Raw genomic sequence first — 20,562 nt, forward strand, 5'->3', positions numbered from 1 at the left:
GCGCGCCGGTTGCATGTTGCCGACATTGGTCAGAAGCCCAGGGCTGCGCCCGCGCCCAGCAGGGTCGCCACGCCCAGCACGGCAAAGACCAGCGCCGCGATGCCGTGTACCAGGCGCAGCGAGACGCGGTTGGCGATCTTGTCGCCCAGGTACACGGCCGGCACGTTGGCCAGCATCATGCCGAAGGTGGTGCCCAGCACGACGGAAACAATGTCGTGGTAGCGCGCCGCCAGCGCCACGGTCGCCACCTGCGTTTTATCTCCCATTTCCGCCATGAAGAAGGCGATCAGGGTGGTCAGGAAGACGCCGTACTTGGCCAGCTTCGTCTCGTCTTCGTCGAGCTTGTCGGGGATCAGGGTCCAGGCGGCCATAGCCAGGAACGATACGCCGAGTACCCAGCGCAGCACGTCGGGTCCCAGCATGCTGGTGATCCAGGCGCCGACGGCGGCGGCAAACGCGTGGTTGGCGATGGTGGCGACGAGAATCGCCAGCACGATGGGCAAAGGCTTGCGGAATTTGGCCGCCAGCAAAAAGGCCAGGAGTTGGGTTTTGTCGCCGATTTCAGCGAGACCGACGATGCCGGTGGAGATGAGGAATGCTTCCATGAGATTGCAAGAGGTACGCGGGCCGGACGAATTAACCAATGATCCATGGGCGACTCCGGCCCATGCGGCCGCCCTGGATCAATGGTCTCGTCAAGTTCTGCAACCACCTGCACCATGGCCTGCGGGCCAATTATGTTGATACAGGTTCCCGCGGCAGGACCGCGGGACGACTACTCCCCAATGTTCGAGGCGCATCATACGCCAATGCCCGTGCCGGCGCCAGTGCTGCCGGGGCATGGCACTGGCTGGTGTGTGGGACTTCCACAACAATGAGCGATTTGCAAACAGACTCGACTTAGAATGCAGTCTGTCCACGACTCCCAGATGGAATGCGCCATGCCGGTCCTTGTCCGCTTGCTTGCCTTGTGTTTGACCTTGTTTGCTCCCTTGCCCGGCCTGTGCGCCGCCGCGCCCTTCGACGACAAGTTCCGCCAGCTGGAAGAACTGCTGCCCACGCCGAATAACTACCGCACCGCGTCCGGCGCGCCGGGCCACGCCTACTGGCAGCAGCGCGCCGATTACGTGATCCGCGCCACCTTGGACGAAGCGCGCCGCGAAATCACGGCCAGCGAGCAGATCACCTATCACAACCGCTCGCCGGACAGCCTCGCGTATCTGTGGCTGCAGCTGGACCAGAATGGCTTGCGCCAGGATGCGGACCAGCGCCGCGTATTGAGCGCGCCGTCGCGCCAGGCCTGGCTCAGCGGCACTGAAGAGGAAGCGCTGAAATTCGAGGACTTGCGCGCCCTCCATGCGGGCCGCGAATTCGACGGCGGCTTCAAGCTCACCGCCGTGAAAGCGGCCAGCGGCAAGCCGTTGCCGTATGTGGTCAACCAGACCATGCTGCGCATCGATTTGCCGGTGGCGCTGGCGCCCGGCCAGAGCATCAGCTTTGGCATCGACTGGTCCTACAAAATCAATGACCAGAAGGTGCTGGTCGAGCGCTCCGGCTACGAATATTTTGAAGACGACAAGAACACGATTTTCCAGATCGCACAGTGGTTTCCGCGCATGGCCGCGTATTACGACGCCGTTGGCTGGCAACACAAGCAATTCCTCGGCTCCGGCGAATTCACGCTGGAATTTGGCGACTACGAACTGTATCTGACGGTGCCGGGCGACCATGTGGTGGCTGCCACGGGCGAGCTGCAAAATCCTGCGGCCGTGTTGAGCGCGGTGCAGCGCGAGCGCCTGGCGCGGGCGAAAAACAGCAATACGCCGCTGCTGGTGATCACGCCCGCCGAAGCGCTGGCGGCGGAAAAAGGCAAAGCAGCCGGGATGAAAACCTGGCACTTCAAGGCGGCCAATGTGCGCGACGTGGCGTGGGCGTCAAGCCGCAAGTTCATCTGGGATGCGCAGGGGCTGGACAGCGGCGGCAAGCGCGTGATGGCCATGTCGTATTATCCGAACGAGGGCAACCCGCTGTGGCAGCAGTACAGCACGCGCGCCGTCGTGCACGCGATCGAGCAGTACAACAAGTACAGTTTCGACTATCCGTATCCGAACGCGATTTCCGTCAACGGCGCCGTGGGCGGCATGGAGTATCCGATGATTGCGTTCAATGGCGGGCGTCCCGTGAAAGACAAGAAGACGGGTGAACTCACGTATTCGAAGACGGCAAAATATGACCTGATCGGTGTGATCATCCACGAAGTGGGCCACAATTATTTTCCCATGATCGTCAACTCGGACGAGCGCCAGTGGACGTGGATGGATGAGGGCCTCAATTCCTTCCTGCAGTACCTGGCCGAGCAGGCGTGGGAAGAGCATTTCCCCTCCTGGAATGGCGAACCGCGCAAGATCGTCGACTACATGCGCAGCCAGAACCAGGTGCCCATCATGACCAATTCCGAGTCCTTGCTGCAGTTCACGGCGAATGCCTACGACAAGCCGGCCACGGCGCTCAACATCCTGCGGGAAACCATTTTAGGGCGCGAGCTGTTCGACTTCGCCTTCAAGCAGTACGCCTTGCGCTGGAAGTTCAAGCGGCCCACGCCGGCCGACTTTTTCCGCAGCATGGAAGACGCTTCCGGCACCGACCTGGACTGGTTCTGGCGCGGCTGGTTCTATACCACCGACGCGGTTGACATCAGCATCGACGGCATCAGCGAATATGGCGTGAGCACAAAGAATCCGGAAACGGAAAAGGCGTGGAAGAAGGCGCAGAAGGCGGCGCAGCCGATTTCGATCTCGGACCAGCGCAACAAGGCGCTGCCGAAGAAGGTGGAGCTGGACCCCGCGCTGAAGGATTTCTATAACCGGCACGATGAATTCACGGTCACCAACAAGGACCGCAACAGCTATGCGGAAGAGCAGGAAACGCTGGAGCCGTGGGAGAGAAAGCTGCTGGAGCAGCGCAACATGGGCAAGCATCTGTACCTGGTCGATTTTTCGAATCTCGGCGGCCTGGTGATGCCGCTGATCCTGGAAATCGAACTGAAAAGCGGCAAGAAGATCATCGAGCGCGTGCCGGCCGAAGTGTGGCGCTATGCGCCGCACAAGATCAGCAAGGTCATCATCACGGACGAACCGATGGTGGGGCTGGTGCAGGACCCGTACTGGGAAACGGCCGACATCGACACCAGCAACAACGCCTGGCCGAGAAAAATCACGCCATCGCGCCTGGAGTTGTTCAAGCTGGACCGCGACAAGAACAACTTGATGAAGGATGTTAATACGCCGTTGAAGGCGCCCGAGGCAAAGCCGGAAGCCAAGGCCGTGACGAAGTAGGGAAACAGCGCCGGCCAGCCCGTAATGCCGTTCAGTTAAGCTGTCCGACGCATTTAAAGGCAAAGGTGTAAGGCGTAAAAACGTAAAAATGGCGGGCCGGAGACGCGAGCCCGAGAAAATGCCGATGGCGGCGTTGCAGCTCCTAGCCGTACATGCGTACTGTCTTCGTCGCTGCGCCTTGCCCTCGACATTTTTCAGGCTCGCTTGGCCCGGTACACCTGTGCGGGCGACCGGGGCTTTAATCCGTGTTGCAGGTCTACTGGTCGCATAGGGGCGCTATCTGAAAGGCATTACCGGCCAGCCCGGCGCTTTTTTCTGCCGGCCTGCGCCGGAAGTGCTATTCTGCGCGACGCCCCGGCGCACACGGACCGGGGCTTTCGCAAATCATTCAAAAGACGACCATGCAAACTTTGACCTTCCTGCGCGCGCTGGGCTGTGCGCTACTTTGCCAGGTAACCCTGGCTGCACACGCCGATCCCCTCAGCTACGCGCGTTACGACCAGGTGCGCACGCGCGACCTGCAGCTGGACCTGAAAGCCGATTTCAAGCAAAAGACTTTGAGCGGCTATGCCGAGCTGTCCTTGAACTGGATCGACCCGCAAGCGCGCACCCTGGTGCTCGATACGCGCGATCTGTCGATCGCGAAAGTGCAGGTGCAGGACAAGCGCGGCGCATGGCAGATGGCGCCGTATCAGCTGGACAAGGCCGACCCGGAAAAGGGTCAGGCGCTGCGTATCACCACCACGGGCCAGCCGGGCAAGGTGCGCGTCTACTATCACACGGCACCAAACGCCATCGCGCTGCAGTGGCTCACGCCGCAGCAGACCATGTCGGGCAAGCTGCCTTTCATGTTCAGCCAGTCGCAAAGCATTAACGCCCGCTCGTGGGTGCCATCGCAGGATACGCCGGCCGTGCGTTTTACCTACAGCGCGCGCATCGATGCGCCAGCGGGCATGCGCGTCGTGATGAGCGCCGAGAATGACGAGAAGGCGACGGGCAAGGGCGGCTGGAAATTCAGGATGCCGCAGCCGATTCCATCGTACCTGCTGGCCATTGCCATCGGCGAACTGGAAGTGCGCAAACTTGGCCCCCGTTCGGCCGTGTATGCCGAGCCGCCGCGCATCAAGGCGGCCGAATACGAGCTGGCCGACACGGAAAAGATGATTCAGGCAGCCGAAGCGCTGTACGGGCCGTATGGCTGGGGGCGCTACGACATGATCGTGCTGCCGCCATCGTTCCCCTACGGCGGCATGGAAAACCCGCGCCTGACCTTCCTTACGCCGACCATGATCGCGGGCGACCGCAGCCTGGTCGACCTGATCGCGCATGAACTGGCCCACTCGTGGTCGGGCAACCTGGTCACCAACGCCTCGTGGAAGCACATGTGGCTCAACGAAGGTTTCACCACCTACGTCACCACGCGCATCGTCGAGCAGCTGTATGGCAGCGACGTGGCGCAGATGGGCGTGCAGGTCGACCAGGAAGAACTGGCCGCCTCGATCCGCGAATTGCCGGCGGCGAAAACGGCGCTGATCACGCGCGATGCGGACGCCAACCCGGCGCAAACGTATACGGACGATGGCATCATCTACCCGAAGGGCGCCTGGTTCCTGGCCACCATGGAACGGCGTGCCGGCCGCGCCGTGTTCGATCCTTTCCTGCGCGGCTGGTTCGACCAGCACGCGTTCCAGAGCGTGACGACGGAGCAGTTCATCGCCTACCTGCGCAAGAACCTGCTGGCGCAGCATCCGGACGTGATGCCGCCAGCGGAACTCGATGAATGGCTGTATGGCACGGGCGTGCCGGCCAGCGCGCAGCGCGTCGTCTCGCCGCGCCTGGCGCTGCTCGACCAGCACCGTGACGCCTGGCTCAAGGGCGAGCTGTCCACCAAAGACCTGGGCATGGACAAGTGGATCGCCATCGAATCGATGCACTTCCTGAACGATATCAACAACAAGGCCAGCGCGGCGCAATTGCGTGAACTGGACCAGGTCTACGGCGTGGGCAAGAGCGGCAATAATGAAGTCGCCTACCGCTTTTATCTGGCTGCCGTGAACGCCGGCTACGGCGTGCGCCAGCCCTTGCAGGCATTCCTGATGAGCGTGGGTCGCCAGAAGTTCGTCGTACCCCTGTACGGCGCCTTGATGAAGACGCCGCAAGGCCATGCCTGGGCCAAGGACGTGTATGCGCAGGCGCGTGAACGCTACCACCCGGTGACGCAGGAAAGCGTCGATAAATTGATGGCCGCGCAAGCGCATTGAACCTTATTTGGACATCCTGACCATGCATACCATGAACCGCCTCGCCGCCGCCATCGTGCTGGCGTTTTCCAGCATCACGGTGCCGGCGCTGGCCTCTGACGCCGCCCCCGTCGTTGCCGCTGCTTTGGCCCCCGCGCCGGCCTTCGATCTTGAGCGTGACGTCGCCACTGCCCTGAAAGTGTTCGACGTGCCCGGCATGGCGATCGCCATCGTCAAGGATGGCAAGGTCATCACCGCCAGGGGCTTTGGCGTGCGTAAACTCGGCGAAGCGGCATCCGTCGACGCCAAGACCCTGTTCGAAGTGGCATCGAACTCGAAGGGTTTCACGGCCGCCGCGCTGGCCATGCTGGTTGACGAAGGCAAGCTGGCCTGGGACGATCCCGTCACCAAACATTTGCCCGGCTTCCAGATGCACGATTCCTACGTGACGGGCGCCATGACCATCCGCGACTTGCTGACGCACCGCAGTGGCCTGGGCCTGGGTGCGGGCGACTTGCTGTGGTGGCCCACCACCACCTTCAGCACGGACGAAATCATCGAGAAGCTGCGCTACATCCGTCCGGCCACGAGTTTTCGCAATAGCTATGCCTACGATAACCTGCTGTACATCGTGGCCGGCAAGATCATCGCCGACAAGGCGGGCAAGAGCTGGGGCGAGGCCATGCATGAGCGCATCCTGGCGCCGCTGGGCATGACGGGTACCACCACCAGTCTGGCGGAAAACGTGGGTAACCCCGACGTCGCCAATGCGCACAGCAAGATCGACGGCAAGATCGCCGCCGTCAAATCGATGCCCGTGCCGAACGCCGTGGGCGCCGTCGGCATCAACACGAATGCGGAAGATATCGCCAAGTGGATGATGGTGCTGCTCGACGAAGGCAAGATCGCGGGCGTGAAAGACAAGGATGGCAAGGACGCGCGCCTGTTCAGCGAAAAGCAGGGCCGCGAAATGTGGACGGCGCAAACGCCGATCAAGATTGCCGAGCCGAAGCCGGCGCTGGCCGCCACGAAACCGAACTTCAGCGCGTATGGCCTGGGCTTCCAGCTGCGCGACTACAAGGGCATGAAAGTGGCCATGCACGGCGGCGCGCTGCAGGGCTTTTATTCGCGCGTGGTGATGGTGCCGGAAGCGAAACTGGGTGTGGCCATACTCACCAATGCAGAAAATGGCGGTTCCATGACGGCGCTGCAATGGCGCATCCTCGACCATTACCTGCAGGCGCCGGCGTCGGACTGGCTGGCGCTGGTGGCCAAGGTGGAGCAGGACCAGCATGCCGAAGAGGTGAAAAAGCAGGGCAAGGCATCGAGCGCGCGTGCGGCGAAATCGCAGCCATCGCTGCCGCTGGCCGCGTATGACGGCGAGTACGAGGATGCCTGGTATGGCAAGATCGTGATCAAGCCGGAAGGGAAAAAACACATTCTCAGCTTCACGCGCACGCCGGACCTGACGGGCGAGCTGGAACACTGGCAGCACGACACATTCATCGTGCGCTGGAAGGAGCGCAATTTCAACGCCGATGCCTACGTGACGTTCTCCCTCAATCCCGATGGCAGCATCGACCGCGTGAAAATGGCGCCCGTGTCGGCCGAGACGGATTTCAGCTACGACTTTCAGGACCTGAACCTGGCGCCGGTAAAGCCGAAGGAAACGAAGAAGTAAAGCGGTAGGTCGGGTTAGCGCACAGCGCGTAACCCGACACGCTCACTTTATGGCTTGACGAACTTCAAGGTCATGCGGTCGCTCTCGCCGATGGCCGTGTATTTTGCCCGCTCCACATCCTTGTTGGCGTAGGTCGGCGGCAGCGCCCAGACGCCGCCCTGGTGGTCTGCCGTGTCTTTCGGATTGGCGTTGACCTCGGACTTGGCCGCCAGCTTGAAGCCTGCGCCTTCGGCCAGCTTGATCACATACGCTTCGTGCATGTAGCCGCTGCTGGCCGTGGCATCTTGTGCCTTGCTGGCCGGCAGGCGGTGCTCGACGACGCCGAACACGCCGCCCGGTTTCAGGCTGTCATACACTTCCTTGAACAAGGGCTGCATGCCTGCTTCGCCGATGGGTATCCAGTTGTGGATATTGCGAAAGGTGAGCACCATGTCGGCCGTGCCCTTGGGCGCGATGCGGTAGGTGGTGGGCGGTGCGAAGGCACCGATCTCCACCTTGCCGAAAGCAGCGGAATTGGCGTCGAGTTTTTGCTGGAAGCGCGCCGCGCCACGGCGTGCGCCTTCGCTGCTTGACTGCGGGTCGTTGCCGGCGGCGATCAGTTTGCCGTTGTCGCGCAGGTAGGGCGCCAGGATTTCCGTGTACCAGCCGCCGCCGGGCGCCAGCTCCACCACCGTCATGCCCGGCTTGATGCCGAAGAACGTCAATGTTTCATACGGGTGCCGGGCGCTGTCGCGCAGCGCGTTGGCCGGCGTGCGGGCGTTGCCTGCGATGGCCGCCTTCAAGGCTGCGTCGCTGCTGTCGGCCGCCAGTGCCGCACCGCTGCTGCCGCAGGCCAGCATGACCGTCAGGGCCGCGGCCAGGGATACTCGCTTCATCATCATCTGCTCCATTCATGAGTGGGTCGATTGGTGGCTATCGCCATCAACGCCGATCATCGGGCAAGCACGCTGGCCGGTCAAGCGGATTCCGTACTCCATGCGGCGGCATACGCGGGCAGCGCGCTAGTATTGAGCGCATCGGCGATGGCCGCGCCACGGCCGTGCGTAAAAGGCAGTTCGCCCGTCCAGACGACGTGCGCCATGTCGCCCGCGTCGTCGAGCGGGCCACCCTTGCGCTGCTTGACGGCGCATTCGTCGAGCGCGATGCGCAGCACGGTGGTGGCCGCGTATTCCTTGGCGCTGCCGTCGCGCACCTGCGCCAGGCGTCCCGGCGCCAGCTTTTCCATCAGCGCATCCATGGCCGCATGCTGCTGGCCGATGTCGCTCACCTTGTCAAACTGCCCGTAGACCGTCGCCGAGCGGTAGTTCATGGTGTGATTGAAGGCTGAGCGCGCCAGCACCAGGCCGTCGAGATGGGTGATGGTCACGCATACGTCGGTATCGTTGACGAGTTGCTTGAGCATGCGGCTACCGTTCGAGCCATGGATGTACAGGTGGCCGTCGATGCGCCAGCAGGCGGTCGGGATGCAATGGCTGCCCTTGTCGTCGCGGAAGGCGATATGGCACAGGAAGGCGGCGTCGACGATGGCATACACGGTGGCTTGCTCGTAGCTGGCCAGTTCGGCGACGCGGCGCACGCGGGTACGGGGGCTGGGAGGGAGGGCGACAGCGGTCATGGCGGAAATCCGGTTGGTTGAGGAAGCAGGCCGCACTATAATCGGCATCTGGCCCTGAAAAAAGATCCAGAAGTTAGAAATAATTTGGAGCCATAAAGGGAGTCGCATGGATTATGCATTGCTGCTGAACGCTTTCGAACGTACGCACCGCGAGCGGGGCTGGTCGCGCCAGCGCCTGCTGCATGAATGCCTGCGCGCGGCGATCCGCGGTGGCCAGCTGGCTCCCGGCACGCGGCTGGCCGCCACGCGCGTGCTGGCGGTCGAACTGGGACTGGCGCGCAATACCGTGCTGTACGCCTACGAGCAGCTGGCCAGCGAAGGTTTTGTCTTGCCGGACCGGCGCGGTACCGTAGTCGCCGGCAACGTTGGCCAGCCAGTGGTGGCGCCACCGGCCGGCAGCAAGGATGGCTTGTCGCGCCGCGCACAACATTTGCGCGGCGTGGCGGGACAGGATGTGAATGCGACGGTGGTGTTTCCTGCAGACGCGATGGGGGCGTTCGCGCCGGGCGTGCCGGCGCTGGACGAATTCCCGCTGGCGCAGTGGCGGCGCATGCTGGACCGCGCGTGGCGCGCGCTGACGCCGCGCCAGCTCAATTACGGCGACCCTGCCGGCGAGCCGCAGCTGCGCATGGCCATCGCCGACCATTTGCGCGCCGCGCGCGGCGTCGTGTGCGATGCGGGCCAGGTGTTCATCACGGACGGCACGCAGAGCAGCCTGGATGTGTGCTTGCGCGCCTTTGCCGACCAGGGCGACACCTTGTGGATCGAGCACCCCGGCTATGGCGGCGCACTGGCGGCGGGCCGTGGCGCCGGGCTGCAGGTGAGGGGTGTCGCCGTCGACATGGATGGCATCGCGCCGACGGACGACGACTGGAACGTGGCGCCGCCGCGCCTGATCTACACCACGCCGTCGCACCAGTATCCGACCGGCAGCGTGCTCAGTCCCGCGCGCCGCATGGCGCTGCTCGAACGTGCCCGCGCCTTTGGCGCCCTGATCATCGAAGACGATTACGACAGCGAGTTTCGCCATGGCGGCCCGCCCCTGGCGGCCATGCAGGGACTGGTGAGCGATGCGCCCGTCGTGTATCTGGGTACCTTCAGCAAGACCATGTTTCCGGCCTTGCGGCTGGCCTTTATTGTCGTGCCGGCAGGGCTGGCCGGGGCCTTCGCGCAGATGCAGGCGCAGGGCGCCACACGGGGGCGCGTGGCCGAACAGCTGGCGCTGGCCGAGTTCCTGCGCAGCGGCCTGTTTGCGCGCCACGTGCGTCGCATGCGCCGCCTGTATTGCCAGCGCCGCGACGCCTTGAGCGAGGCATTGCAGCGCCATGCGTGTGCGGGCGCGGTCATCCATGGCGGCACGGCCGGCATGCACCTGGCGCTGCGTTTTCAAGACGTGCAGTGGGATGACCTGGCATTGAGCCGCCGCGCCGCGCAGGACGGCATCGTGGCGCTGGCGTTGTCCGCGCATGGCACGGGTGAGAGGAGGGGCGAGGGCGCCGGCTGGAACGGTTTCCTGCTCGGTTATGCGCAGGTGCCGGCCGAAAACATGGACGGTCTGGCGCGCCGCCTGGGCGCGCTGCTGCCGGCGTGATGCGGCGCTACCGCCTTACTGCTGGTCCTGCATCCACTGCTTCAAGCCGTTGACCCAGTTCTTGGCGGGCAGGTTGAATTGCTTCTTGATGGTGGCGGCGCGTTCGTACAAGTCGCTGAAATCGAGCAATGGCGATTTTTTGAAGGCCAGCACGACGATGTTTTCATCCTCCGTTTCCGGCACCCAGACAACGGCGTCGAAGACCAGTTCCATCGCCTGCAAGTTCTTGTCGTAGTTGGGGAAGTCGCCGAAGACATTCGTGCACATGATGCCGTCGTCCGTCAGGCAGTCGAAGCAGGCCTGGTAGAACTCGGGCGTGTCGAGCACGGGGCCGCGCGCGTCTTCGTCGTACAGGTCCACTTGCAGCGCATCGACCGTGCCATGGTTGGCAGGATCGAGCACGAAGTCGAGCGCATTCATTTCACGCACGTCGAGGCGCGCGTCGTTCGGCGGCAGCGCGAACTGGGCGCCGCAGATGGCGATCACGTTCGGATTGAGCTCGATGGCCGTGACCGTGGCATCGGGGAAGCGGCGGTAGCTGAATTTGGTCAGCGCAGCGCTGCCCAGTCCCAGCTGCACGATGCGTTTTGGCTGCGTCTTGAACAGCATCCACATCATCATCATCTGTACGTATTCGAGCTCGATGGCATCGGGTTTGTCCAGGCGCATGGCGCCCTGTACCCACTTGGTACCCAGGTGCAGGTAGCGGATGCCGCGGTGTTCGGTGGTGGTGGCCGGCGGGTGGCCCGGGTGGCTGAAAGCGGTATGGCTGGTGGAGGTAAAGTCGGTCGTCATGGCGTCAGTGTAGCAGCCACCTAAAAAATGACGCCGCAGCGTCTTGTGGGAGGGGAGCTCAAGATTGCTTGCTGCGCCGTGTCAGGAAGCCGAGTATACCCAGGCCTGCCAGCATCATGGCATACGTTTCCGGCTCGGCAACCGGAACCAGGTTCAGCAGGGAAGAATCAATGTCACCGCCAGTCCACCGCCTTCGCGGTTGGCCAGGGTGATGCGTCCGCCATGCGCTTCGGCGATCTCGCGCGCCAGGGCCAGGCCCAGTCCCGTACCGCTGCGTTTGGTGGAGTAAAACGGCACCAGCGCGTTTTCCAGCACGGCGCCATTCATGCCCGGCCCCCGGTCGCGCACTTCGATGCGCAACTGGCCTTGCGCCTGGCTGACGTGCAGCCCGATGTGCTGGAGCTTGGAGCCGGACTCCAGCGCATTCTTGAGCAGGTTGAGCAGTGCCTGCTGCATTTGCGCCGCATCGAACACGGCGGCCTGCGTCGGCGGCGGGCCGTCGAGCGTGAAGGCCGCTTGCGAAGCCAGGCTGTCGAGGAAGGGGGGCCACTCGCATGGCGCCAGGCGCGGTGCGGGCAGCTTGGCAAAGCGCGCATAGCCGAGGATGAAGGTTTCCAGGTGGCGCGTGCGCTCTTCGATGGTGGCGAGGATTTGCGGCAGGCGTTCGGTCTGGCCGCGGCGTACCAGCTCGGCCCCGGAATGGGCCAGCGAGGCCAGTGGCGCCAGCGAGTTGTTGAGCTCATGGCTGATGACGCGGATGACTTTTTTCCAGGTCTGTACTTCCTGGCGCCGCAGTTCCAGCGTCAGTTGGCGCAGCAGCAGCAGTTCATGCTTGCGCCCATTCAGGCTGAAGCTGCGCCGCGCCAGGTGATACACCTCTTCCTGTTCCCCTTCTCCGCTGGTAAACAAGCCGTCGTTGCGGCGCGCCAGCGCCTCGGCCAAGGCCGGCGCTGCCTCGCGCACGATGTCGGCCAGGTGGCGTCCTTCGAGCCGGCGGCCGTGGTGCAGCAACTGGCGCGCGGCCAGGTTGGCGTAGACGATGGCGCTGCCCTCGGCCACCAGCAGCATGGCCACCGGCGTGTTTTGCACCATGGTGTCGAGCAGCAGTTCGCGCTGCACCAGGTCCAGGCGCTGCTTGCGCAGCACGTCGCCCAGCGCATTGTGGGCCGCCACCAGGTCGGCCAGTTCATCGTTCTGCGGCCAGCGCAAGCTGAAGCCGAAGTCGCCGTCCTGGTAGCTGGCGACCGTGCCGCTCAAGGCGCGAAACAGCGACAGCATCGATTGCAGCTGCGCACGGATGGTAATGACGGCCACCGGCAGCACGCACAGCAGGGTGCCCGCCAGTACCAGCAGCGGCTGGCCAGGTAAAAAATGCGCGAGCAGCAGGGCGATGACGATGCCCAGCACCAGCAAGGTGACGATCAGCGCCGTCCAGCGTGTGAGCAGGGAGAGGCGCATGGGGCGGTATGCCATCAGCCGCGCGCGATGCCCAGGCGTTCCATGCGCCGGTACAGCGCCTGGCGCGACAGGCCCAGTTCCTGCGCTGCCTGCGCCACCACGCCGTGTGCGCGCGCCAGGGCGGCAACGACGCTGTCGCGGTCCGGTTCCGTCGCGGCGGCATCCTGCGGCGCGCGCGGCGATGCAACATCCGCCAGCGGCAAACCCGTTTCCTGCGCACCGATCACCGGGCCGGCCGTCAGCAGGCTGGCGCGCTGCATGACGTTTTTCAGTTCGCGCACATTGCCCGGCCAGCCGTGCGCCAGCAGGGTGGCCTGTGCCTGCGCGTCCAGGGTTTTTTCGCTGCCCAGGAAATGCCGCGCCAGTACCAGGATGTCCAGCGGGCGCTGGGCCAGCGGCGGCAGGCGCAGTTCGATCACGTTCAAGCGGTAGAACAGGTCTTCGCGAAACGTGCCCGCCTTGATCATCGCCGGCAGGTCGGCGTTGCTGGCGCTGATGACGCGCACTTTCACTTGCCGCTCGCGGTTGGAACCGAGGCGCTCGAAGCGTCCCGTTTCCAGCACGCGCAGCAGTTTCATTTGTCCGGCCAGCGGCAGGTTGCCGATCTCGTCGAGGAACAGCGTGCCGCCGTCGGCCGCGTCGAACTTGCCGTCGCGCGCGCGCGTGATGCCGGTATAGGCACCCGCCTCGGCGCCGAACAGTTCCGCCTCGATCAGCTCCACCGGCACTGCGCCGCAATTGAGCACCACGAAGGGACCGCTGGCGACCTGCGAATTGGCTTGCACGATGGCGGCGATGCGTTCCTTGCCGCTGCCGTTCGGCCCTGAAATGAGCACGGGCACGTCGGCGCGCGCCACCTGGCACGCCAGGTGCACCACTCTTTCGGTGGCCGGGTCTTGCCACACCATGCCGCGCAAGTCGAAGTCGTGTTCCAGGGCGTGGCGCTGGCGCCGCTCGGCCACCACGCGCTGGCGCAGCGCGCGGTTGGCCTGTCCCAGTTCCAGCAGGTTCTGCACGGAAGCGATCAGGCGCCGGTCATCCCATGGCTTGGCCAGGTAGTCGGCCGCACCGGACTTGATCAGGTCGACCGCCGCGTCGAGCTGGGTCCATGCCGTCAGCAGGATCACGGGCAGGTCAGGGTAGCGCGCGCGGATGGCGTGGAACAGCGCGCTGCCTTCCTCGCCCGAGGTGGTGTCGGCCGTGAAGTTCATGTCCTGCACCACCAGGTCGATGGCGTGGCGCTCGAGCAGGTGCATTCCCTCCTCGGGCGAGGCGGCGCGCACGGCGTCGATCTCGTGCAGGGAAAACAGCACGTCCAGCGCGATGGCCACGGCGGCATTGTCGTCAATAATCAGTACGGTAGGCATGCGCGCAGCATATCACTCAGGTGCCTGCTCAGGTACTGCGGGTGGCAGTGGCTGGCGAAATGCTGGCTGCGCGCCATGCCGGGCCGTACACGGCGCCCAGGCCCAGTAGCCAGAAGACGGCCGCGCCACCCAGCAGGTAGGGCAGGGGCAGGCGTGCCATTTCCAGCTGGCTCACCAGCAGCTGGTTCAAGCCCAGGGCCAGCAGCACGCCGCACATCACGCCGACGCTGGTGATCATGAAATTCTCCGTCAAAAAATAGCGCAGGATGTCGACGCGGCGCGCGCCCAGGGCGCGCCGCACGCCGATCTGCTTGCGCCGCTGCGTCACCCACAGGCTGGCGATGCCGACGATGCCGCTGGCGGTGACCAGCAGCAGCAGGGCCGAAACCGTGATCAGCATCCACGACATCGCGCGGTCGGCGCGGTAGCGCGTGTCGCGGTCTTCATCGAGCGTGCGCAGGCGCACGATCAGCTTGTCCGGCGTGGCTGCGCGGATGGCCTGCTCGGCTTCTTTCATCACGCGGTCGCGCTGGCCTGCTTCGGCACGGATGGTCAGCAGGGTATCGCCGTCGCCCGTCAGGCGTACGGGAAACAGCACCGAATACTCGCCCTTGTCACCCACTTCCGCACCCTGGCTCTGCAGCCGCTCAACGACGCCGACGACTTGCAATTGCTGCGCTCCTTCGCCGGTACCCAGGAAGAGGGGCATGCCCAGCGCACTGCCGCCACCAGGGTGGATTTTTTCGGCCATTGCCCGCGTGACGATGACTTGCGGGGGGAATTCTTCCGTCACGTTCTGGTCGATTTCGACGATCTCCGCTGGCGTGAAGTCGCGTCCTTCCAGCAGCTGCAGCCCCCAGGTCTTGATCAGGGGGTCGGGCGTGATATACACGGCGGCAATGGCGGAACTATTTTCCTGCTTGCGGCTGGCGGCGAAGCCGCTGTTGCTGCCATTGCGCGACAACGGTACCTGGCTCACCTGCGCTACCGAGACGACGCCCGGCACGGCGCGCGCGGCCGCGGCCAGGCGCTTTTGCAGCGCGAGTTCTTCGTTGTGACCCAGCGGGCGCAGGTTGCGCGCCAGCAGGTGGAAGACGTCGCCCTCCGCCGCCACGCCGCTGGGGCGCGCCGCCACTTCCTGGCGCACGTTGACGATATGCAGGGCATTGGCCAGGATGGCCAGGCTCAGGGCTACTTGCACGGCGACCAGGATGGCGCCGGTTTTGCTGCGCATCAGCGCAGACAGGATGGGTCGGATTTCCATGGTGTTCCTATTCGTGTGCGGTCGATTCTGTCATTGGGATTTGAGCTGGATGGCCGGCGTCACCTGGCAGGCGCGCCAGGTTGGCAGCAGGCCCGCCAGGATCGCTGCGGCCACCGAGATGACGAAGGTCATGGCCAGCATCACCCAGTCCATGTGCGCGGCGACGGTCAGCTGCTTCGACTGCATGCCGATCAGTGCCAGCGCACCGAAGGACAGCAACAGTCCCAACATGCCGCCAGCCAGGCCGATGACGGTGGTCTCGACGAGAAACTGGCGGAAGATATCGCTGCGCGAGGCACCCAGTGCGCGACGGATGCCCACCTCGGCGGCGCGTACCGAGAACTTGGCCAGCAGCAGACCGATGGTGTTGACCAGGCACAGGGCCAGAAAACCGAAGGCCAGCCAGGCCGACAGCTTGTTGTCATTGCCCACCACGCGCAGGTGCACCAGCCATTCATCGATGCTGAACAGCTGGTTGGGGGCATTGCGCTTCAGGCGGCCCAGCTTGCGCTGCTCCTGCGCATAGCTGTCGAGGTAGTTTTGCAGTTCGCCGCGCTGGCCATCGTTGGCCATCTCGAACCAGAACTGCATCCACGTGCATTCCGAATCGAGCGTGCCCTGGTAGCCCGGCTCCCGGTTGCCGCTGCAGTTCATGCTGCCGTTATGGCTGGTCTGGTGGCGGATCGCGCTGGTAAACGGGATGAAGTAACTGTCCTCGCTGCCAAAGGCGCCGCTGCCGATGATGCGATGGATGCGCGGCACGGGTTCCCATGTATCGAGCACGCCCGTGATCTGGTATTGGAAACCCATGAGCGTCATGCGCTGGCCCACAGGATTGCTGTCGCCGTACAGCTTTTCTGCCAGCTTGCGCGACAGGACGATGACGTCGGCACCGGCGGCATCGTCGGCCTCGCTCCATGGCTGGCCATGCAGAAAGGGCGTCTCGAACATGGGAAAGAAATCGCGGTAGGCGGCCAGGCCTTGCGACGTGAAGGCGCCGATGTCCTTGCGCTGCGGCTCGATGGCACCGCCCACGCCGAACATGACGCTGCGCCGCTCGCCCATTTTGCTGTTCTGGAAATTGACGGCGTCGCGGTAGCTGAGCTGCTTGTCGCCCGATGCATTTCCCGGCGTATAGCCGGAGAGGGAGCCATTGTCGACCAGCGGCACGAACATGCGGCCATTCTTGTGCGGCAGGGGATTGCCCGACATGACATGCAGGATGGTCAGGGTAGAGATGCTGGCGGCCACGCCGATGGCCAGGGTCAGCACCATCAGTGCCGTCAGGGCAGGGTTGCGGCGCAGGCTGCGCAGGCCGAGCAGAAAGTAGTACTGGAACATGGGCGATCCTCAGACAGTGGCGGCGTTGTTGCCGGCCTTGGCCTGGCTGCTGGCCAGCGTCGGCCCCTTGTGCGCCAGATCCGAGACCTGGCCATCGATGATGTGCACGTTACGCTGCGAGCGCAGTGCCAGTTCGGGATCATGCGTGACCATCAGGATGGTGGTGCCTTGCGCGTTGATGTCTTCCAGCAGTTCCATCACGCCGCGCGCCATTTGCGTGTCCAGGTTGCCGGTCGGTTCATCGGCCAGCAACAGTTTGGGCGAGCCGGCCAGCGCGCGCGCGATCGCCACGCGCTGTTGCTGGCCGCCCGACAGTTCGGCCGGATAGTGTTTCATGCGCGACGCCAGTCCCACCTTGGCCAAGGCATCCTCGATGCGTTCGCGCCGCTCGGCACTGTTGAAGCCCCGATAGCGCAGCGGCACGTCGACATTGTCGAACAGCGACAGGTCGGGAATCAGGTTGAAGCCCTGGAAGATGAAGCCCAGTTTTTCATTGCGCAGGCGCGAGCGGGCATTGTCGTTCATGCCCTTCACGTTAACGCCGTCGAGGATGTATTCGCCGTCGGTGAATTCTTCCAGCAGGCCAGCGATGTTCAGAAAGCTCGTCTTGCCGGAGCCGGAAGGGCCTGTGACGGTGACGAATTCACCTTGCTTGACGTGGATGTCGAAGCCGCGCAGCGCGTGCGTTTCGATCATGTGGGTGCGATAGACTTTGTTCAGATTTTGCATGCGCAGCATGGTGGACCTCTTGATGGAATGGAGTGGATGCAGCTGATTAATTAAGGGAGATGCGGGCAGCGTTTTCAAACGATTCCGTGCCGGCGACGACGACCTTGTCGCCCAGCTTCAGGCCATCGAGAATTTCCACGGCCGAGACGCTGGTGGCGCCCATCTTGATGGGGGTGCGGATGGCCACGCCGTCGCGCACCACATAGGCGAAACGGCCGCCTTCTGCCTCGACGAAGGGGCCGCGCGCCAGCATCAGCACATTCGGCTTTTCGTCGATCAGCAGGCGCGCCGTGATGCGCTGGTTTTGCCTTAGCCCTGCCGGTTGTTCACCATTGAAGCGCACGCGTGCCAGCACCTGGTTTTTCACTACTTCCGGCGACAGCGCCGAGAGTTTGCCTGTCGCCTTGATGGCACCCGTTTCGATTTCCGCGCGCATGCCCAGGCCGATATCTGCCACATACGTTTCCGGCACTTCCAGCTCGACTTCCAGCTGCGACAGGTCGACCAGGGTCATCAGCGCCGTATTGGCTTGCACCACGCTGCGGTTGGCGACCGACAGGGTGCCGATGAAGCCGTTGACGGGGGCGCGCACGGTCAGTTCGTCGACCCTGCGCTGGGCGTTGTCACGGCTCAGGCGCTGGCGTTCCAGTTCATTCGCCTTGGTTTTCAAGGCCAGGGTCACGTCCTCGCTTTCCAGGCCCGCCGCCTGCGAAGCGTGCTTGCTGCGGATCTCGGCAGAATTCAAGGCATCCTTGGCCTTCTGGTAATCGATCTTGGCGATGATGCCGACCTGCGCCACGCTTTCATAGCGTTCCAGCGTACGCTGTGCGGACAGGCGCTCGATTTCGGCCGTATCGGCTTCACGGCGCGCCAGCAGCTTCTGCTTCTTGGCCAGGATCTGCTGGCGCGCCACTTCCGCTTCCAGTTGCTGCACGCTCGATTGCTCCCGTTTCAGGGCGTCGGAGAGGTCCGGCGATTCCAGCACGGCCAGGATGTCGCCTTTTTTCACCGTGTCACCCGCCTTGGCCTTCAATGTCACGGTCGCTACCGTGGTCGAATACAGGGTGGGGCTGATGGCGGCCACCACGCGGCCATTCACGGCGGCGTCGCGGATCAGGGTGCCGCGCGTGACCTCGGCGATGCGCAGGCGGCTGCTGTTGACGGAATGTTCGCTGTTACGCCAGCCGGCAACGGCAGCGACGGCCGCGCCGATGACGATGACGGCGCCGGCCAGCAGCAGGGCACGTTGCTTGTGGCGCTGGCCCGGAGGGGCGGACAGTACGGCGTCTTGGGAGGAGGTATCGCGGATCATGGTCAGGTCTCGTGGAGAATGATTTTTCTAATGCACGATCCGTGCCAGTTATCAAGTCGTTGATTTGAATGGGAAAAATTTTTGGCGTCCGGCTGTCCGCCATGTCCGCACTGTCCAGTCGGTGTCCGCGTGCGCGGCAGTGTCGCGGCGTGTGCGCATGGATCTTGATATTCTGGCAATCGACCTGATCTGCGGCCCATGCAGTGATGGCGCGCGGCGCCACGCTGGCCCCCTTCTTTGGAGCATGATGTTGCCTTCGCCCTCCCTTTTTGCCCGCCTGGGCCCCTGGCTGCGCCAGTTTGCCAGCCTGCCTGAACCGGCGGAATTCGATTACCCCTTTGCCCGCAGCGACATTGCCATGTTGCAGCAGGTCGAAGCTGGCCCGGTCCAGCTCGATGAACAGACCTGGGACGAAATGCTGGTCGATGACTACCATATGCAGCTCGCCGATCAGACCAGCATTCTTGGCCAGCAGCGATTGCATCAGCGCCTGGCCGGCGGCACGGCGGACGCCGCCTCGCGGGCGCGTATCGCGGCCTTGCTTGGCGCGCCGGCACAGCAGGCGATGATCGAGCAAGCCATGCGGCCGCTGCGCACGGCAGACATGGAAGTGGCGGCGCTGCTGTGCGGTGCAGCGCCGCCAGCACCGCCGTGGTGGAGCCGCTGGCTGCTGCTGCCGACGCTGGCGCTGTTGGCGTCGCTGCTGGCCGCGTGGCTGTTTGCGCCGCTGGCATGGGCCGTTGCGGTGCCCGTCTGGCTCTTGCTGATGGCGTTGCAGATGCGCTTTTACGAGCGTTGCAAACCGTGGGAGCGCAGCGTCTTTACCTTGCAGCAGATACTGCTGGTACATGGCCGCCTGGGCGCGCTGGATACTGCGTTCACGGCGGACCTGCGCGAAGGTGGGCGGGCTGCCGGCGTGATCAATCGCCAGATCACGCCGCTACGCTGGATCAAGATGATTCCCCTGCTGGGCGAATATGACGACTGGCTCATGCTGGGCAATATCCGGCGCTACTTTCACAGCCTGCGCGTGGTGCGGCGCGAACGCGCCTTCTTGCGCCAGAGTTTCCTGCTGCTGGCCGACCTGGAGGCGGATCTGGCCCTGGCGCGCCACCTGCGCGGTCGCGCACAGTTTTGCTGGGCGCAGGAAGCCGATGCGCGACAGTTGTCGCTCGATGCCATGGTGCATCCGCTGCTGGACGGCGCCGTGCCGCTGTCGCTGCAGCTCGATGGCCGCGGCGCCTTCATCTCGGGCCAGAATGCCATCGGCAAGAGTACCTTGCTGCGCGCCGTGGGCCTCAATCTGATCAGTGCGCGCGCCTTCGGCTTTTGCTATGCGCAGGCGGCCCAGGTGCCCATGCTGCCCCTGTATTCGAGCATGCAGAATGAAGACTCGCTCGATGGCGGCGAAAGTCTGTATATCGCCGAATTGCGGCGCGCACGCGAATTGCTGGCGCTGGCCGAGGGCGGGGCGCCGGCGCTGTTCCTGATCGATGAGATTTTTCGCGGCACCAACCACCTTGAATCGGTGGCGGCTGCGGCCGCCGTGCTGCATTCCCTGGCCGCGCGCCACCTGGTGATCGTCTCGTCACACAACCTGGTGCTGGGGCCGCTGCTGGAAGACTGCCTGGCGCCGTGGTGCGTGCGCCGCGATGAAGGGGGCGCGCTGCAGCTGGCGCCCGGCGTGCTGCAGGCCACGAATGGCATCGCCCTGCTGGCGCAGCGCGGTTTTGACGCCGGTATCGCGGACAAGGCCGGGCGTGTCTTCGACTGGCTCAGCACGCACATGGCGCAACCGGCCGATTGCGGCGGCGTGCTCGAACGGGCCTGATGG

General features: G+C 64.1%; 16 protein-coding genes and 1 riboswitch. Of the genes, 5 read left to right on the forward strand and 11 right to left on the reverse strand.

Going from position 1 to position 20,562, the window contains the following annotated elements; genetic code table 11:
- Nucleotides 1-29: 29 nt before the first annotated feature.
- Complete coding sequence (locus CNX70_RS03100; RefSeq protein WP_096233392.1) at nt 30-605, reverse strand: TMEM165/GDT1 family protein; 576 nt, start codon at nt 603-605, stop codon at nt 30-32.
- Between the two features lie 21 nt (nt 606-626).
- A riboswitch (yybP-ykoY riboswitch) is annotated at nt 627-796 on the reverse strand.
- Between the two features lie 145 nt (nt 797-941).
- On the opposite strand from CNX70_RS03100, the gene CNX70_RS03105 reads away from it, so the two are divergent.
- The 3 genes from CNX70_RS03105 (at nt 942) to CNX70_RS03115 (ending at nt 7,256) form a co-directional block, all read left to right on the forward strand.
- Entirely contained in the window at nt 942-3,335 is a 2,394-nt protein-coding gene (locus tag CNX70_RS03105; protein ID WP_096238250.1) for a M1 family aminopeptidase, read from the forward strand.
- Between the two features lie 401 nt (nt 3,336-3,736).
- A complete protein-coding gene (locus CNX70_RS03110) occupies nt 3,737-5,596 on the forward strand; it encodes a M1 family metallopeptidase (RefSeq protein WP_096233394.1) in 1,860 nt (619 codons plus the stop codon).
- 22 nt (nt 5,597-5,618) lie between these two features.
- Entirely contained in the window at nt 5,619-7,256 is a 1,638-nt protein-coding gene (locus CNX70_RS03115; RefSeq protein ID WP_096238251.1) for a serine hydrolase, read from the forward strand.
- Nucleotides 7,257-7,303: 47 nt separating this feature from the next.
- On the opposite strand, the gene CNX70_RS03120 is transcribed toward CNX70_RS03115, so the two are convergent.
- Together CNX70_RS03120 and CNX70_RS03125 are read right to left on the reverse strand one after the other, a co-directional pair.
- Entirely contained in the window at nt 7,304-8,131 is an 828-nt protein-coding gene (locus tag CNX70_RS03120; protein WP_167389602.1) for a class I SAM-dependent methyltransferase, read from the reverse strand.
- An 80-nt stretch (nt 8,132-8,211) separates the two neighbouring features.
- Nucleotides 8,212-8,871: a pyridoxamine 5'-phosphate oxidase family protein gene (locus CNX70_RS03125; RefSeq protein ID WP_096233396.1), complete on the reverse strand. Its 660-nt coding sequence runs from the start codon at nt 8,869-8,871 to the stop codon at nt 8,212-8,214.
- 106 nt (nt 8,872-8,977) lie between these two features.
- Between CNX70_RS03125 and pdxR the strand changes: the two genes are divergently transcribed.
- Nucleotides 8,978-10,462, forward strand: a complete 1,485-nt coding sequence (gene pdxR, locus CNX70_RS03130) for a MocR-like pyridoxine biosynthesis transcription factor PdxR (RefSeq protein WP_096233398.1) — start codon at nt 8,978-8,980, stop codon at nt 10,460-10,462.
- 15 nt (nt 10,463-10,477) lie between these two features.
- Here the strand turns inward: pdxR and CNX70_RS03135 are convergent, their stop codons facing one another.
- From CNX70_RS03135 to CNX70_RS03170, 8 genes are read right to left on the reverse strand one after another with little or no spacing between them, the layout of a single operon-like run.
- Nucleotides 10,478-11,257, reverse strand: coding sequence for a spermine/spermidine synthase domain-containing protein (locus CNX70_RS03135; protein ID WP_096233400.1), 780 nt, complete (start codon nt 11,255-11,257; stop codon nt 10,478-10,480).
- Between the two features lie 58 nt (nt 11,258-11,315).
- Complete coding sequence (locus CNX70_RS29075) at nt 11,316-11,429, reverse strand: PEP-CTERM sorting domain-containing protein (RefSeq protein WP_096238253.1); 114 nt, start codon at nt 11,427-11,429, stop codon at nt 11,316-11,318.
- Nucleotides 11,411-12,715: a sensor histidine kinase gene (locus CNX70_RS03145; protein WP_244199019.1), complete on the reverse strand. Its 1,305-nt coding sequence runs from the start codon at nt 12,713-12,715 to the stop codon at nt 11,411-11,413. The genes CNX70_RS29075 and CNX70_RS03145 overlap by 19 nt, the downstream gene beginning before the upstream one ends.
- A gap of 14 nt (nt 12,716-12,729) precedes the next feature.
- The gene (locus tag CNX70_RS03150; RefSeq protein ID WP_096233404.1) at nt 12,730-14,082 is read right to left on the reverse strand and encodes a sigma-54-dependent transcriptional regulator; all 1,353 of its coding nucleotides are present in this window, start codon (nt 14,080-14,082) and stop codon (nt 12,730-12,732) included.
- Between the two features lie 28 nt (nt 14,083-14,110).
- Nucleotides 14,111-15,346, reverse strand: a complete 1,236-nt coding sequence (locus tag CNX70_RS03155; RefSeq protein WP_096233406.1) for an ABC transporter permease — start codon at nt 15,344-15,346, stop codon at nt 14,111-14,113.
- A gap of 30 nt (nt 15,347-15,376) precedes the next feature.
- A complete protein-coding gene (locus CNX70_RS03160; RefSeq protein WP_096233409.1) occupies nt 15,377-16,687 on the reverse strand; it encodes an ABC transporter permease in 1,311 nt (436 codons plus the stop codon).
- Nucleotides 16,688-16,696: 9 nt separating this feature from the next.
- Nucleotides 16,697-17,425 carry an ABC transporter ATP-binding protein gene (locus CNX70_RS03165; RefSeq protein WP_096233411.1) on the reverse strand — a complete coding sequence of 243 codons (729 nt, stop codon included), beginning with the start codon at nt 17,423-17,425 and terminating at the stop codon, nt 16,697-16,699.
- A 37-nt stretch (nt 17,426-17,462) separates the two neighbouring features.
- A complete protein-coding gene (locus CNX70_RS03170) occupies nt 17,463-18,728 on the reverse strand; it encodes an efflux RND transporter periplasmic adaptor subunit (RefSeq protein WP_096233413.1) in 1,266 nt (421 codons plus the stop codon).
- Between the two features lie 157 nt (nt 18,729-18,885).
- On the opposite strand from CNX70_RS03170, the gene CNX70_RS03175 reads away from it, so the two are divergent.
- Entirely contained in the window at nt 18,886-20,559 is a 1,674-nt protein-coding gene (locus tag CNX70_RS03175; protein ID WP_244199020.1) for a MutS-related protein, read from the forward strand.
- The last annotated feature ends 3 nt before the right edge of the window (nt 20,560-20,562 follow it).

The sequence above is a fragment of the Janthinobacterium svalbardense genome, assembly GCF_002327145.1.
Classification (GTDB): Bacteria; Pseudomonadota; Gammaproteobacteria; order Burkholderiales; family Burkholderiaceae_D; genus Janthinobacterium; species Janthinobacterium tructae.